The sequence below is a fragment of the Kitasatospora sp. NPDC032121 genome, from assembly GCF_055580145.1.
Window position 1 is genome coordinate 720,931 of sequence record NZ_JBVILX010000002.1, and the last position, 15,617, is coordinate 736,547.

At 70.8% G+C, this 15,617-nt stretch carries 11 protein-coding genes and 1 pseudogene; 2 read left to right on the top strand and 10 right to left on the bottom strand.

The window, feature by feature from the left end; translation table 11 throughout:
* Positions 1 to 70: 70 nt before the first annotated feature.
* From ACZ5OX_RS09100 to ACZ5OX_RS09135, 8 genes and pseudogenes are all read right to left on the bottom strand, one after another.
* On the bottom strand, positions 71 to 2,452 hold the full coding sequence (locus ACZ5OX_RS09100) for an immune inhibitor A domain-containing protein (RefSeq protein ID WP_465629361.1): 2,382 nt from the start codon (positions 2,450 to 2,452) through the stop codon (positions 71 to 73).
* Positions 2,453 to 2,761: 309 nt separating this feature from the next.
* Positions 2,762 to 5,284 carry an ATP-dependent Clp protease ATP-binding subunit gene (locus ACZ5OX_RS09105; protein WP_402415585.1) on the bottom strand — a complete coding sequence of 841 codons (2,523 nt, stop codon included), beginning with the start codon at positions 5,282 to 5,284 and terminating at the stop codon, positions 2,762 to 2,764.
* A gap of 650 nt (positions 5,285 to 5,934) precedes the next feature.
* Positions 5,935 to 6,288: a histone-like nucleoid-structuring protein Lsr2 gene (locus ACZ5OX_RS09110; protein ID WP_363380541.1), complete on the bottom strand. Its 354-nt coding sequence runs from the start codon at positions 6,286 to 6,288 to the stop codon at positions 5,935 to 5,937.
* 91 nt (positions 6,289 to 6,379) lie between these two features.
* Entirely contained in the window at positions 6,380 to 6,916 is a 537-nt protein-coding gene (locus tag ACZ5OX_RS09115) for an amino-acid N-acetyltransferase (RefSeq protein ID WP_402415582.1), read from the bottom strand.
* 10 nt (positions 6,917 to 6,926) lie between these two features.
* The gene (locus tag ACZ5OX_RS09120) at positions 6,927 to 7,364 is read right to left on the bottom strand and encodes a BlaI/MecI/CopY family transcriptional regulator (RefSeq protein ID WP_449790995.1); all 438 of its coding nucleotides are present in this window, start codon (positions 7,362 to 7,364) and stop codon (positions 6,927 to 6,929) included.
* Positions 7,365 to 7,606: 242 nt separating this feature from the next.
* A pseudogene (lysX, locus tag ACZ5OX_RS09125) lies at positions 7,607 to 9,127 on the bottom strand (bifunctional lysylphosphatidylglycerol synthetase/lysine--tRNA ligase LysX); the annotation flags it as partial.
* Positions 9,128 to 9,254: 127 nt separating this feature from the next.
* Complete coding sequence (locus ACZ5OX_RS09130; protein WP_465629362.1) at positions 9,255 to 11,054, bottom strand: hypothetical protein; 1,800 nt, start codon at positions 11,052 to 11,054, stop codon at positions 9,255 to 9,257.
* A 246-nt stretch (positions 11,055 to 11,300) separates the two neighbouring features.
* Entirely contained in the window at positions 11,301 to 12,053 is a 753-nt protein-coding gene (locus tag ACZ5OX_RS09135; RefSeq protein WP_465629363.1) for a hypothetical protein, read from the bottom strand.
* A gap of 161 nt (positions 12,054 to 12,214) precedes the next feature.
* Here ACZ5OX_RS09135 and ACZ5OX_RS09140 point away from each other — a divergent pair, with 161 nt between their 5' ends.
* Together ACZ5OX_RS09140 and ACZ5OX_RS09145 are read left to right on the top strand one after the other, a co-directional pair.
* On the top strand, positions 12,215 to 12,769 hold the full coding sequence (locus ACZ5OX_RS09140; RefSeq protein ID WP_449790998.1) for a SigE family RNA polymerase sigma factor: 555 nt from the start codon (positions 12,215 to 12,217) through the stop codon (positions 12,767 to 12,769).
* 57 nt (positions 12,770 to 12,826) lie between these two features.
* The gene (locus ACZ5OX_RS09145; protein WP_465629364.1) at positions 12,827 to 13,807 is read left to right on the top strand and encodes a hypothetical protein; all 981 of its coding nucleotides are present in this window, start codon (positions 12,827 to 12,829) and stop codon (positions 13,805 to 13,807) included.
* A gap of 7 nt (positions 13,808 to 13,814) precedes the next feature.
* Here the strand turns inward: ACZ5OX_RS09145 and ACZ5OX_RS09150 are convergent, their stop codons facing one another.
* Positions 13,815 to 14,606: a type III pantothenate kinase gene (locus ACZ5OX_RS09150; protein WP_224283786.1), complete on the bottom strand. Its 792-nt coding sequence runs from the start codon at positions 14,604 to 14,606 to the stop codon at positions 13,815 to 13,817.
* 48 nt (positions 14,607 to 14,654) lie between these two features.
* Positions 14,655 to 15,617 (bottom strand): carboxylating nicotinate-nucleotide diphosphorylase, encoded by a 963-nt coding sequence (gene nadC / locus ACZ5OX_RS09155; RefSeq protein ID WP_449791000.1) that lies wholly within the window; start codon positions 15,615 to 15,617, stop codon positions 14,655 to 14,657.

Below are 15,617 nucleotides of genomic sequence, written 5' to 3' on the forward strand. Positions count from 1 at the left end.
TGCGGGGACGGGCCGGACGTGGAGTTGTCAGAGCTGCCTGGTCACAGGCTGGTCGCTACCGGGGTGGCGATCAGTTGTCGACCGGGCGGACCCGGATCCAGGTCTCCAGGTAGTTCGAGGACTCGTTCTCGACCTCGATGCTGGTCCCGGTCTTCGGGACGTCGACACCGCTGTACGGGTTGTCCTTGCTCCACCAGGACTTCAGGTCGTTGAACTCGTCGACGCCCTTGGCCTTCGGGATGACGGTCTCGACGCCGGCCTTGTGCAGGGTCAGCCCCGAGGTGCGGCGGGAGCCGAAGGTGGAGTCGTAGCCCTGCATGCGCGGACGCATCAGGCTGCCGTCGGTCCACTTCAGCGGAGCCGGGTGCGAGTCGACCGGCAGGACCAGGCCGTGGCCCGGGTGGGCGCTGACGTTGTTGTCGGTCTGCGACTGGTCCCAGTACCAGATCAGCAGGCCGGGCTGGTACGAGTAGTGCTCGACCCAGTTCGGCTTGTCGGCGAAGCCGAAGTTGTACGGGCCGGTCTTCAGCGTCTGGTCGAAGGACACGTACTGCCGGTTCTCCGCGATGTAGTACTGCGCGTAGTCCTTGGTGTACGAGCCGCCGAAGCGGGTGAAGCCCTCGGCCGCCCAGCTGTTGTCGGCCTTCTCGACGTCGTCGCTGAACACGGTGGCGCCGTCGGCGACGACCGCGATGTTGTCCAGCGTCAGGCCGCGGTAGTGCAGGCCGCCGTCGGTGGTGTTGTGGTAGCGGAACTTGATCTTCTGGCCGGCGTAGGCGTCCAGGTTGAACGACAGGTCGCCCCAGGCGGCCACCTGGCCGCTGATGGCCGGACGGCCGTTCTCGCGCGGCAGCGCGGTGCCGTTCCAGGTGCCGTCGATGACGGTCCAGGTCTTGCCGCCGTCGGTGGAGACCTCGCCGAACGCGTAGTCGAAGTCCTGCTCCAGCTCGTACCAGGCCTTGGCGTTGATGCTGGCCTTGGCCTTGCCGGTCAGGTCGATGTCGCGGGTCAGCGTGACGTTCAGGTTGTCGGCGCTGCCGCTCCACCACTCACCGGTGCCGCCGAACGGCTTGTTGATGTCGGTGGTGATGCTCTTCTTCGGCAGGTCGACGATCAGGCCCTGCGGCAGCTTGCTGTTGTACTCCGCCGGGCCGATGTGGTGGGTCGACTCGGTGCCGGCCTTGGCGCGGTCGACGTTCAGCCAGCCGAGCTGGTACTTGCTCCAGCCGTCGAGGTCGTTCGGCATGTCGCCGATGCTGTTCTTGCCCTCGCCGAGCCAGGAACCGGAGGACATCAGCGACCAGAAGCCGACCGAGTTGTCGATGCCCTTGCCGGCGGTGTCGTAGAGGTCCGGCAGACCGAGGTCGTGGCCGTACTCGTGGGCGAAGACGCCGAGGCCGCCGTTCTCCGGCTGCATCGTGTAGTCGCCGATCCACAGGCCGCTGTTGCCGACCTGGACGCCGCCGAGCTTGTTGCCCTCGGGGCCGGCCGTGCCCTGCAGGTTGCCGTAGACGTACGAGCGGTGCGCCCACAGGGCCTTGGTGCCCTGCTTGCCGCCACCGGCCGACTTGTCCTCGCCGGCGTGCACGATCTGGAAGTGGTCGATGTACCCGTCGGGCTGGTTGAAGTTCCCGTCGTGGTGCGAACCGTAGCGGTCCCACTGGTCGTACTGGGCCAGGGTCGCCTTGATCTGCGCCTCGGTCTGACCCTTGGCCAGCTGGTCCTTGTACCAGATGTCCACGGCGTCGCGGATCAGGTCCTGCGCGCTGGCGCAGACGTTGGAGCCGCAGTAGTCGGACCCGTAGCGGGCCTCGTTCCACGGCACCCGGACCCAGTCCGAGACCACGCCGTCGACCGAGTAGCGGCCCGAGGACTGCTTCTCGTAGTAGGTCTTCAGCGAGGGCTTGTCCTTGGCGAAGTACAGGTCCTGGAAGTGCTGCTGGTTGTAGTCGGCCTGCCAGGCGGTCGAGTTGTTGGTCGCCGGGTCCGGCGCCTCGATCTCGTTGTGCTTCGGGCCGGGCTCGCCGCCGTACTTGACCTTGCCGTCGGCGGTCTTGGTGGTGTTGTCCACCTGGTCACCGAAGTCGACGAGGATGGTGAAGATCTTGTCCGTGCGCTCGCGGGCGAGCTCGACGTACTTGTCCTTGCCGAGCTTCACACTGGTGCTGCCGTTGTGCTGCTCGATCTGCGCGGTGCCGTTGAGCAGCTTCTCGGTGGCGGCCTTCTGCTCCGCCTCCACCTTCGCGGTCAGCGGGCCCGGAATGTTGTGCTCGGTGTTCTGAACGGCGTCGGCCGGGTCCTTCGGGACCGGGGCCGAGCCGGCGGCGACGGCGGTGCCCGGGAACAGGCCCGCACCGAGCGCGACTATGACCGCCGCGGCCGTCGAGGCCGCAGCGGTTTTCCTGGTGTTCTTCAACGTTGTGACGTCCTCCCCGACCGGGGCCAAGCGCATGGCCAAAGCCCGGCAAACCAAAATGAAAGACAGGTGGACGTCATTTGATACAAGCGTGCACAGAAAAGATAGACCTTGACCATGACATGGCCACGGCGCTATGCTCCGCGACTTCCCATCACCTGACCGTCTGTCAACCGTATGTTGGTTAAAGCTTGCTGAGAAACCGGGCGCACCCGCACCAGCCAGCGTGGGAGCCAGCCATCCCCGCCCGCACCGGCTCCGGCCCTGGTGGGAGGCGCACGCACCGAGCCCCCGGCGTGAACGCCGGGGGCTCGGTGGCTGTGAAGTTGTCTGTTAAAAGTTGGGTTACTTCGTCAGGTCCGGACCGGACGAGGCGACCGCGGCCGGGGTGTCCGCGACGGCCGACTTCTCCTCGCCGCGGAAGGTGAACTTGGCGTCCTTGCCCTCGCCCTCGACGTCGACGACGACGATGTGGCCGGCCCGCAGCTCGCCGAAGAGGATCTTCTCGGAGAGGTGGTCCTCGATCTCGCGCTGGATGGTGCGGCGCAGCGGACGGGCACCCAGGATCGGGTCGTAGCCGCGCTTGGCCAGCAGCTTCTTGGCCTCGACGCTGAGCTCCAGGCCCATGTCCTTGTCCTTGAGCCGCTCGTCCACCTTGGCGATCATGAGGTCGACGATCTGGATGATGTCGTCCTCGGACAGCTGGTGGAACACCACGATGTCGTCGACACGGTTCAGGAACTCGGGGCGGAAGTGCTGCTTGAGCTCCTCGCCGACCTTCGCCTTCATCCGCTCGTACCCGGTCTGGGTGTCACCCGTGGCCGCGAAGCCGAGGTTGAAGCCCTTCGAGATGTCCCGGGTGCCGAGGTTGGTTGTCATGATGATGACGGTGTTCTTGAAGTCGACCACGCGGCCCTGGGAGTCGGTCAGGCGACCGTCCTCCAGGATCTGCAGCAGCGAGTTGAAGATGTCCGGGTGGGCCTTCTCGACCTCGTCGAAGAGGACGACCGAGAACGGCTTGCGGCGGACCTTCTCGGTCAGCTGGCCGCCCTCCTCGTAGCCCACGTAGCCGGGCGGGGAGCCGAACAGCCGGGAGACGGTGTGCTTCTCGGAGAACTCGGACATGTCGAGCGCGATCAGCGCGTCCTCGTCGCCGAACAGGAACTCCGCCAGCGTCTTGGACAGCTCGGTCTTACCGACACCGGACGGGCCGGCGAAGATGAACGAACCGCCGGGGCGCTTCGGGTCCTTGAGGCCCGCACGGGTGCGCCGGATGGCCTGGGAGAGCGCCTTGATGGCGTCCTTCTGGCCGATGACGCGCTTGTGCAGCTCGTCCTCCATGCGCAGCAGGCGGGACGTCTCCTCCTCGGTCAGCTTGAAGACCGGGATGCCGGTGGCAGTGGCCAGGACCTCGGCGATGAGCTCCTCGTTGACCTCCGCGACGACGTCCATGTCGCCGGCCTTCCACTCCTTCTCGCGCTTGGCCTTGGCCTGCAGGAGCTGCTTCTCGTCGTCGCGCAGGGACGCGGCCTTCTCGAAGTCCTGCGCGTCGATCGCGCTCTCCTTCTCGCGGCGAACGTCGGCGATCTTCTCGTCGAACTCGCGCAGGTCCGGCGGCGCGGTCATCCGGCGGATGCGCATCCGGGAGCCGGCCTCGTCGATCAGGTCGATCGCCTTGTCCGGCAGGAAGCGGTCCGAGATGTACCGGTCGGCCAGGGTGGCGGCGGCGACCAGGGCGGAGTCCGTGATGGAGACCCGGTGGTGGGCCTCGTAGCGGTCGCGCAGACCCTTGAGGATCTCGATGGTGTGCGGCAGCGAGGGCTCGGCGACCTGGATCGGCTGGAAGCGGCGCTCCAGCGCGGCGTCCTTCTCCAGGTGCTTGCGGTACTCGTCCAGGGTGGTGGCACCGATGGTCTGCAGCTCGCCGCGGGCCAGCATCGGCTTGAGGATGCTGGCGGCGTCGATGGCGCCCTCGGCGGCGCCCGCGCCGACCAGGGTGTGCAGCTCGTCGATGAACAGGATGATGTCGCCGCGGGTGCGGATCTCCTTGAGCACCTTCTTCAGGCGCTCCTCGAAGTCACCGCGGTAGCGCGAGCCGGCCACCAGGGCGCCCAGGTCCAGCGTGTAGAGCTGCTTGTCCTTGAGCGTCTCCGGGACCTCGCCCTTGACGATCGCCTGGGCCAGGCCCTCGACCACGGCCGTCTTGCCGACGCCGGGCTCACCGATCAGCACCGGGTTGTTCTTGGTGCGGCGGGACAGCACCTGCATGACCCGCTCGATCTCCTTCTCGCGCCCGATGACCGGGTCGAGCTTGGCCTCGCGGGCGGCCTGGGTGAGGTTGCGGCCGAACTGGTCCAGGACCAGCGACGTCGACGGGGTGCCCTCGGCGGGCCCGCCGGCCGTGGCCGACTCCTTGCCGCCGCCACCGGTCTGGTAGCCGGAGAGCAGCTGGATGACCTGCTGGCGCACCCGGTTGAGGTCGGCGCCCAGCTTCACCAGGACCTGGGCGGCGACGCCCTCGCCCTCGCGGATCAGGCCGAGCAGGATGTGCTCGGTGCCGATGTAGTTGTGGCCGAGCTGAAGCGCCTCGCGGAGCGACAGCTCCAGGACCTTCTTCGCCCGGGGGGTGAAGGGGATGTGACCGGACGGGGCCTGCTGGCCCTGGCCGATGATCTCCTCGACCTGCTGGCGAACGGCCTCAAGAGAAATCCCGAGGCTCTCCAGGGCCTTGGCGGCGACGCCCTCGCCCTCGTGGATCAGACCCAGGAGGATGTGCTCGGTGCCGATGTAGTTGTGGTTGAGCATCCGGGCTTCTTCCTGAGCCAGGACGACAACCCGCCGCGCGCGGTCGGTGAACCTCTCGAACATCGTTTATCGCTCCTCAGAGCGGTCGGGCAGTTCGGGGTCCGTCCCCGCCCTGTCCTTCCGCATGCTAGTCCCGCTCAGCGGCGCGGCCCACGGATTCACTCCCCGGTAGAGGAGCGAGATGCTGCGCGACCAGCCGACACCAATCTCAACCTGATGCTGGGAAACGGTGTTCCCGCAGACGGGCCGGATGCACCGGATTCCGCTACGCCATCGGCGAACACGTGCCGCCGGGGCGCGGCCGGAACGGCTCCGGCCGGTCGCACTTACTGCCCCTGGACGGGCCGAAGAACCCGTCCACCTGCATTCATACCCGGTATCGGGGCGCTTCTCGCGCAGTTTCCGCGGTGGCGGTGTTCGCCTGGCGAGAAGTCGGGCCGTGGAGACGGCGGTTCGACGGCGGCCGGGGCCCGGGTGGACCGCCCGGAGGTGTCCGCGTTGCCGCTTCGCCCCTACAGCGTCGCACAGGCCGTCGTTGTTCCGCCGCCCGAGCCGGCGCCCCGCGCGGCCCTCGGTACCGGTGGTGGCGCGGCCCCGGTGGGCACGCGCCGCGGGGCGCGGAGGAGACCCTCCGCGCCCCGTGCGTGTGATGGCGGTGCCGTCTCCGGCCGCCGGGGCCCCGCACCCGCTCCGGCGGGCCTGCGGCGCCGGGATCAGGACGCGTTGGCCTTCTCGTAGGCCTCGCGGACGTTGCTCGGAACGCGGCCGCGGTCGTTGACCTCCAGGCCCTGCTCCTTGGCCCACGCGCGGATCTTGGCGGTGTCGGGCGCACCGCCGCCGGACGGACGCGCGGCACCGCCGCGGCCCGGGCGGCGGGCACCGGCGAGCCGGCCGCTCTGCTTGCGGCCCTTCTCGACGTACGGCGCCAGCAGACCGCGGAGCTTGTCCGCGTTCGCGCTCTTCAGGTCGATCTCGTAGGCAACGCCGTCGAGCGCGAACGTCACCGTCTCGTCCGCCGAACCGCCGTCGAGATCGTCTTCAAGAATGACCTGCACCCTCTGTGCCACGGGCTTCCCTTTCCGCTAAACGACCCATTGCCTAAGGAAAGGAAAGCGCCTTTCTCCGGAAAACACAAACCCTTGACCCGGGTGGAGCGGCTCAGAGGTGCAGCAGCATGCGCGAGTTGCCCAGTGTGTTGGGCTTCACCCGCTCCAGGTCGAGGAACTCGGCGACGCCTTCATCGTACGAGCGGAGGAGTTCTTCATAGACATCCGTAGCGATCGCCGCCGGGTCTGTCGTACCATCATCGGTTTCCTGGACCTCGCCGATCTCGACGAAACCGTGTTTCGCGAAGAACGCGACCTCGAACGTCAAGCAGAAAATCCGACGGACGCCCAGCCAGCGTGCCGTCTGCACCAGCTTCTCCAGCAGCAGGTGCCCGATCCCGTGGCCCCGGACGACCGGATCCACGGCGAGCGTGCGGACCTCGGCGAGGTCCTCCCACATCACGTGCAGTGCACCGCAGGCCACCACCGCGCCGTTGTCGTCGCGTTCCGCGACCCAGAACTCCTGGACGGATTCGAACAGTGTGACTGTGGGCTTGTCCAGCAGAATGCCGTCGCGAGAGTAGGCGTCGATGAGCCCGCGCACTGCCCGCACGTCCGTGGTCCGCGCCCGGCGGATGGTGACCTCCATGGTCGGGACGTTATCGCGCCGCTCCCGGTTCCGTCCCACCGGTATCCGGTCCGTCGTCCGCGGAATCCGCGCCGGGCGGATCGGACGGGAACAGTGCGGCCACCCGCAAGGCGTCCCGGAGCGCTTCGCGTTGCTCGGGGGACATCAGGCCGAAGAAGTGCACCAGGGCCGCCGCCGGATTGTCACTGGTGGCCCAGGCGTCGTTCATCAGGGCCGCCGTGTACGCCTCACGCGAGGAGACCGGTTCATATCGATAGGCCCGGCCGACCCGCTCGCGGCGCAGCCAGCCCTTTCTGTGGAGCTTGTCCAGGACGGTCATCACCGTGGTGTACGCGATTTCGCGTTCCGACCGCAGATCCAGGAGAACCTCGCGAACCGTGACCGGTCGGTTCCACTGCCACACCCGGGTCATGATGGCGTTCTCAAGTTCGCCGAGTTGCCGGACCATAGTGCGGCCAGGATAGGGAGTGAATGGGGCAAATCTTGTGAAGTACGCCAAACCGGCGCGCCGCCACCCCCGGGAATCGGGAATGGCGGCGCGCCGGTCGTTCGGGCGGCTGACGGTGTCAGTCGAGGTCTTCCTTGGCCCGCTGGGCCCCGCCCTGGCTGCGGATGATGGCCCGCACCAGGAATCCGAAGCCGATCGCCATGACCAGCGGCGGCACGATCGCGCTGACGTAGTCCATCAGGTCACTCCTCCTCGGTCTTCTCCGCCGTCGGGGCGGAAGCCTTCGGCTCCGGCTTCACCAGCGGGAAGAGCACCGTCTCCCGGATGTTCTTGCCGGTCAGCAGCATGATCAGGCGGTCCACGCCGAGGCCGAGGCCACCGGTCGGGGGCATCGCGTACTCCAGGGCGCGCAGGAAGTCCTCGTCCACCTGCATGGCCTCGACGTCGCCGCCGGCCGCCAGCAGCGACTGGGCGGTGAGGCGGGCGCGCTGCTCGACCGGGTCGACCAGCTCGGAGTAGGCGGTGCCGATCTCGGTCCCGAAGATCACCAGGTCCCACTTCTCGGCCACGCCGGGCTGCGAGCGGTGCTGGCGGGTCAGCGGGGAGACCTCGGTCGGGTAGTCCTTGATGAAGGTCGGCCGGACGGCGTTCTCCTCCAGCAGGCGCTCGACCATCTCCAGGACGATCTGACCGTGGCCCCAGTCCTTCTCGAACGGGATGCCGTGCTCGGTGGCCAGCTTGCGCAGTTCCTCGACACTGGTCTCCGGGGTGACCTCGGCGCCCAGGCGGGCGGAGATGCCCGGGTAGACGCGGACCTCCTCCCACGGCTCGGCCAGGTCGATCTCGTGCTCGACGCCGTGCGCGTCCACGCCCCTGATCACCGTGGTGCCCAGCGCGTCCCGGGCCGCGTTGACGATCGTCTCGCGGATCAGCTCGGCCTGGGTGTCGTAGTCGCCGTACGCCTCGTACGACTCCAGCGAGGTGAACTCCGGGTTGTGGGTGGAGTCCGCGCCCTCGTTGCGGAAGTTGCGGTTGATCTCGAAGACCTTCTCGGCGCCGCCGACCACCAGCCGCTTGAGGTACAGCTCGGGGGCGATGCGCATGTAGAGGTCGATGTCGTACGCGTTGATGTGCGTCTTGAACGGACGCGCGTTGGCGCCGCCGTGCACCGGCTGGAGCATCGGGGTCTCGACCTCGATGTAGCCGCGGTCCTCGTAGGTGCGGCGGATCGAGCGGACGACCTTGCTGCGCAGGTGCAGGATCTCCCGGGCCTCGGGGTTGACGATCAGGTCCACGTAGCGCTGGCGGACCCGGGCCTCCGGGTCGGTCAGGCCCTTGTGCTTGTCCGGCAGCGGGCGCAGGCACTTGGCGGTGAGCTCCCAGCGGTCCACCATCACGGACAGCTCGCCGCGCTTGGAGGTGATCACCTCGCCCTCGACGCCGACCTGGTCGCCGAGGTCGATGTCGGCCTTCCAGGCCGCCAGCCGCTCCGCGCCCAGCTTGTCCAGGGAGAACATCACCTGGAGGTCGCCGGTGCCGTCGCGCAGGGTGGCGAAGCAGAGCTTGCCGCCGGTGCGCGAGAGGATCACGCGGCCGGTGACGCCGGCCCGCTCGCCGGTGGCGGTGTCCGGCTCCAGGTCGGGGTGCTTGGTACGCAGGTCCGCGATGGTGGTGGTGCGGGGGAATCCGACCGGGTACGGGTCGACACCGGCCGCCCGGAGCCGGTCGAGCTTCTCGCGCCGGACGCGCATCTGCTCGGGAAGGTCGTCGGTCGCGGGAACAAGGCTCTGATCGCTCACCCCACAAGGGTAGCCAGCCACACGTGGTGCTCCGCGCCGGGATTGCCGTGAGGGGAGACCACGACGGCGGTCTCCCCTCGGTGCGGCGGGGTCAGCCGTCGCGGCGGGCCCGGAGCCGGCGGGCGGTGACCAGACCGGCGGTGCCGAGCAGCACGGCGGCGGCACTCGTCGCGGCCAGGGGGAGGGCGGCGGAGCTTCCGGTGCTGGCCAGGCTGCCGCCGGTGGCCCGGTCGGTGCCGGAGCCGGTGCGCGCGGTGGAGCCGGTGCGGGTGCCGCCGGTGCCCGGGTCGGCCTGCGCGTCGGGACCGGCGGAGTCCTTGCCGGTGAGGCCGGCCGGGACGACCGCGCCGGTCGGCGCGGGGGAGGGCTCGGTGACGGGCGCCTCGGTGGGCGTCCCGGTGGGGGTCGGGGCGGGCGTGCCGCCGGTGCCGGGCGTGCTGCCGGGGGCGGCCCGCAGGTCCACCTTCAGCAGGTCGTTGGCGGGGTTGTGGTCCCAGCCCATGACGGCGCTGGGGTGGCCCGGCTCGTACTCGCTGGTCATGTTCTGCAGGGAGACCGTCGCGGTCAGCTCGCCGGTGCCCTCGGGGACGGAGAGGGTCAGCTTGTGGGAGTTGGTGGCGCCCGCCGGGATGAAGAAGTCGCCCAGTCCGTCGCAGGAGAACTTGTTGAGCGGCTTGTCGGACTTCTGGCCGAGCACGTAGTCGTTCGGCCGGCAGGTCGCGGGCAGGCCGGTGACGGTGACCCCCTCCGGGAACTGCACGGTGAGGTTGGGCGCGGCCTCGCCGCCGCTGCGGTCCATGACCGAGGCCGGACCGTTGTTGACGGCCCCGAGGGTGAAGGTGCCGGTGGTGCCGGAGGCGTCCGGCGCCCAGGAGCCGTTCACCGCGAAGTCGGCGCTGTTGTCGGCGAGGACCTCCTGCTCGGTGGAGTAGGCGTTGATGTCGAGACCGTCCGGGATCCCCTCACCGGAGGTCTTCACCAGGGTGGCGGGAGCGCCCGTGCCGCGCTGGAACGACAGCTGCCGGCGCAGGTCCTCGGCGCCGCTGCCGTACATGCCCTCGGCGGGGAAGACGGAGTAGCCGGCGAAGGCGTAGCGGGCGTCCGCGCCCACGGTGAGGTCGAGGCCGTTCAGCTTGACGGCCTGGCCGGGGGCGATCTCGCCGTCGACGGTGCAGATGCCGTGCACGGTGGGCATCGGGCGGCCGAAGCCGCGGCCCGCCCAGTCGCCCTTGTCCTTCGCGTACTCGCAGTTGGAGGGCCAGGTGGCCACGTCGAGGCCAGGGGTCAGGTAGACCTCGACGACCGCCCGCCGGGCCGCGGACTCGCCGTGGTTGGCGAACTCGAGGGTCGACGGGAGCGTGCTGCCGACCTTGACGCCGAGCTGCTCCGAGGGCGCCTTGGTGCGGAAGCCGGCGCCGCCGATCTCCACCCGGATGTCGGCCTCGCCGGTCTCGGCGCCGGGTGCGCTGAGGGTGGCGTGGACGGTCCCGGTGGAGCCGGGGCGGACTCCCGCGACGGCGCTCAGCCACGGGTGGTTGGTGATGTTGATGTTCTCCAGGTCGAGGCGCCAGAGGTCGCAGGTGATCACCTTGCCCGCGGTGGCGCAGCCCGGGACGCTGAGCGTGGCCAGCCCGTCGATGCCGGTGGTGTCGAACGCGAGCTTGACGCCGTTCACGACGCCGGTGCCGGTCCGGCCGATCCGCAGGTGGATGTTCTCGCCGAACTGGGGCTGGGCGGCCGGCTGGGTCGAGATCTGGATCGTGCCGGTCGGGAAGATCCTGAGCTGGGTGCCGGCGGCGTGCGCCGGGAGGGCCGCGGTGCCGGCGGCCAGGGCGGCCACGACCGTGGCCGTGCCCGCGCCGAGGAACCGGCGCGTGCGAGTCGAGTGCATGTGAATCCCCCGCGAATGGAGTGATGAGGATCCGCACCCTAGGGATCGTCGAACGTCCGTCAACCCGGTTGATCCGTCATCAATTCGCCCAGGTCGGGACCGAACGGCCTGGTCAGCGGGGGGAAGTTATGAAGACGTGACCGGCGGCGGCCGGCGGGACGACGGCATTGTCGACACATGGACCGGCATGCGGACGGAGGGGAGACCGCGACGGGCGGTCTCCCCTCCGGGGGGGGTGCGGCCGGCTCAGCCGGTGCCGGTGGCGAGTTCGACGTCCTCCGCGTCCTCGGGGGTCCGGTCGGCCGACGGGGCCGGTCGGGTGGGGGGCTTGGGGCGGCGGCCGAACAGTTCGGCGGGGGTGGGCATCCGGTGCGGACGGGGCGGCGGGTTCGTCTCGGCGGCGGGCTGCTCCGGGCGGGAGTCGGTGCTGCTCATGGGGATCCGTCCTCCTACAGGGGTGGGGTGACTGTTCGGCGGTGCGGCGGGGCTCGGTACGGCCACCAGGTGGCGGGGCGCCCCGGTGTGGAGCGCGAGCCGCTCGCGGACGGCGGCCTCGGCCAGCGCGTGGCAGCGCCCGGCGAGCCGGGAGCGACGGGCCCGCTCGCCCTGGCCGCAGGGCTGGCGGGTCAGCCCGCGCAGCGCGGTGAGGTCCTCGGGGCCGGGCAGGTATCCGTCGGTCACCGCCTCCTCCAGTCGCTGCAGGTAGCCGGGGGCGCTGCCGGGCAGGGCGGAGCGGTAGCGTCCGAGGTCGGCGAGCAGGAAGGCGCGCAGCCGCCCGCCCTCCTGGACGGCCTCGTCGATCGCCTCGGTCAGGCGCAGGGCGTCCTGGACGTCCTCCGCCCACAGTTCGGCGCCCGGCCCGGCGAACGCCGGCCGGTCGGGCCCCTGGAGGTGGACGGGGACGGCGGGGTGCAGGGCTTGGGCGAGGGCGCGGCGCAGCACGCGGACTTCGTCGGCGCTGAAGGCCATGCCGCCGCGCGATCCGTGTGGCGTAGGCATGGGCTGACACTACGTGAGGAATATCCGATTTGTCGGTAACGTCGCGCCGAACCACCCACGTTCGGCCCGGCGAAGAAGCCTTTCGCCGCCACCTGTAACGCCGCCGGGGGCCACCTGGTCATCAAGGTGTCAGGGGAGAACGAGCGAGGGGGCCGGGCAGGATGCAACCGGACGGTCAGGGGAAGGCGGCCCGGGGCGGGCGGCGGGACGAGGAATTCCAGGCCTTCGCAGCCGCCCGCGCCAGACCGCTCTACCGGTCGGCCTGCCTGCTCACCGGCGGGGACACCCACCTCGCCGAGGACCTGGTGCAGGAGGCGCTCGGGCGGGTCTACGCCCAGTGGCACCGCACCTCGTGGTTCGGGGCCAAGCGCCGGATCGACAACCCGACCGGGTACGCGCACACTGTGCTGGTGCGGGCCTTCCTCTCGCACCGCGGCCGCCGCTCCAGCGGCGAGCGGCCGGTCGACGAGGTGCCGGACGGCGCGGCCCCGCAGGGGGACCCGGACCTGCGGCTGGCCCTGGTGGACGCGCTCGGACGGCTCGCGCCCCGCGACCGGGCCGTACTGGTCCTGCGCTACTGGGAGGACCGCAGCGTCGAGGAGACCGCGGCCGTCCTGCGGCTCACCCCGGGCGCCGTCCGGACCCAGTCCCACCGCGCGCTCGGCCGGATCCGGACGGTTCTCGGCGACGGCATCGGCGAACTGGCCGGGCGCTGAAGCCGCAGGGCCGCCCGTTCGTCACGTCAACTCAGATGGTAGAGAGGTTGGTTCAGCATGTCCGCAGAGCACGACGGGCCCGACGAGCGGTTCGAGCGGGCCTTCACCGAGGCCCTAGGCCGGGCCGGCGGGGCCTACGACACCGACGGTACCCGGCTGGTCGACACCGGCTGGTCGTACGGCCGCCGGCTGCGCCGCCGGCGGCGGGTGGGCACCGCGGCGGGCGCCGCCGCCCTGGCCCTGGCCGGGGTGGGCGGCGCCGCGCTCGGCGGCCTGCTGCCCGGGCAGGGCGCGGCGGTGGTCGGCGCGGCGTCGGGCGGTACGGCGTCGAGCCACCCGTCCGCCGCCCCGGTCTCCGGCCCCGAGTTCCTGCGGATGCTCACCGAGCTGCTGCCGCAGGGGGCGGTGACGGTGGGCGAGGCCCGGGGCGCCGAGGGCGGCAACCCGCAGCTGCGGCTGGTGCTGGACGACGGCCACGGCCCGGTGCAGTACCTGTTCTGGATCATCGAATTCGGGGGCAAGGGGCCCGACATGGACTGCCCGGCCGGCGTGCCGACCGAGCTGCCGGCCGGGCAGCCGACCGCGGACGCCTGCTCCTCGTCGGTCCTTCCGGACGGCACCCGGCTGACCGTCTACCAGGCCGGCACGCGCAGCGGCGAGCCGGAGGGGTCGAAGGCCTGGTCCGCCAGGCTGGCCGGGGACGGCTACCAGATGATGCTCCAGGAGTGGAACCGCAAGCCGTTGGAAAAGGGCACCCCGATCACCCGGGCCGACCCGCCGCTGACGCCGGAGCAGCTCGCCGCGGTGGTGAAGGACCCGCGCTGGAAGGAGGTCGCGGCGGCGATCAAGGACTCGCGGGCGGGGAAGCCGACCCCGGGAGCGACCCTCCCGCTGCCGTCGCCGCCCGGGATGACCCTCCGGCCGGCTCCTCCCCGGCCCCTCCCCGGGGAATCCGCGTGGAGCGGCACCGTGTCCCCCTCCGCGGAGCCGACGTCAGGGCCGACCACCCTGCCCGCCTTCCCGACGCCCGGAAGCTGAGCGCCGCTCAGCCGGCGGCGGGCCGGTTGCGCTCGTACACCAGGCGCAGGCCGATCAGGGTCAGCCAGGGCTCGTGCACGTCGATGGTGGTGGCCTCGCCGAGGACGAGCGGGGCGAGCCCGCCGGTGGCGATCACCTGGACGTCGTCCGGGTCCTTGGCGAGCTCCCGGGCCATCCGCTCGACCAGGCCGTCGACCTGGCCGGCGAAGCCGTAGAGGATGCCGGACTGCATCCCCTCGACGGTGTTCTTGCCGATCACGTTGCGCGGGCGGGCCAGCTCGATCTTGCGCAGCTGGGCGCCGCGGACGCCGAGCGCCTCGACCGAGATCTCGATGCCGGGGGCGATCGCCCCGCCGACGTAGTCGCCGCGCGCGTTGACGGCGTCGAAGGTGGTCGCGGTGCCGAAGTCGACCACGATGCACGGGCCGCCGTACAGGTGGTTGGCGGCCAGTGCGTTGACGATCCGGTCGGCGCCGACCTCCTTGGGGTTGTCCATCAGGACGTGCACCCCGGTCTTCACGCCGGGCTCCACGATCACCGCGGGGACGTCGCCGTAGTAGCGGCGGGTCACCTCGCGGAGCTCGTGGAGCACGGCGGGGACGGACGAGCAGATCGCCAGGCCCTCCACCGCAGCCTCCCGGACCGCGGTGTGGTTGCCCATCAACCCCTGCAGCAGCACCGCCAGTTCATCGGCCGTGCGGCGCGGATCGGTGGAGATCCGCCAGTGTTCCACCACGTCCTCGCCGTCGAACAGGCCGAGCGTGGTCTGGGTGTTGCCGACGTCGATGGTGAGGAGCATGGGGCGCTTTCTGCGAGTCGGGACGGGTCTGTGCTCGACCGCTGACGGTCAGGCGCGCAGGTCCAGGCCGATGTCCAGGATCGGCGAGGAGTGGGTGAGCGCGCCCACGGCCAAGTAGTCGACACCAGTCTGGGCGACCTCGCGCGCGCTGGCCAGGGTCAGTCCGCCGGAGGCCTCCAGCTTCGCCCGGCCGGCCACCAGCGCCACGGCCTCCTTCAGCTGGCCGACGGTGAAGTTGTCCAGCAGGATCAGGTCCGCCCCGGCCTCCAGCACCGGCGGGATCTGCTCCAGGGTGTCCACCTCGACCTCGACCGGCAGCTCCGGATACGCGGCCCGGACGGCCCGGAAGGCCTCGGCCACGCCGCCGGCCGCGACCACGTGGTTGTCCTTCACCAGTGCGGCGTCCGAGAGCGCCATCCGGTGGTTGGCCCCGCCGCCGCAGCGCACCGCGAACTTCTCCAGCGCGCGCAGGCCAGGGGTGGTCTTGCGGGTGTCCCGGACCACCGCGCCGGTGCCCTCCAGGGCGTCCGCCCAGGCGCGGGTCGCGGTGGCGATGCCGGACAGGTGGCAGAGCAGGTTGAGCGCGCTGCGCTCGGCGGTCAGCAGGTCGCGGGTGCGCGAGCGGACGGAGAGCAGCACCTGGCCGGCCTCCACCCGGTCGCCGTCCTCGACGTGCCGCTCGACCTCGAACTCCTCCTCGCAGATCAGCGAGACGACCGCCTCGGCGACCCGCAGGCCGGCCACCACGCCGGCCTGGCGGGCGGTGAAGTCGGCGGTCGCGACGGCCTCGGCGGGCACGGTCGCCACCGAGGTGACGTCCTCGCCGCCGGCCAGGTCCTCGGCCAGCGCCAGGGTGGCGATGTCCTCGACCTCGACCGGGTCCAGCCCGGCCTGCTCCAGCAACTCGGCCAGCTGCGGGTCCAGGCCGGTCTCGTAGCCCTCGCCGTCCCCGCAGGCGCAGCCGTCGCCGCAGCCGCCGGCCATCGGGAGTTCCTCGTGGGAGTGGGTCAT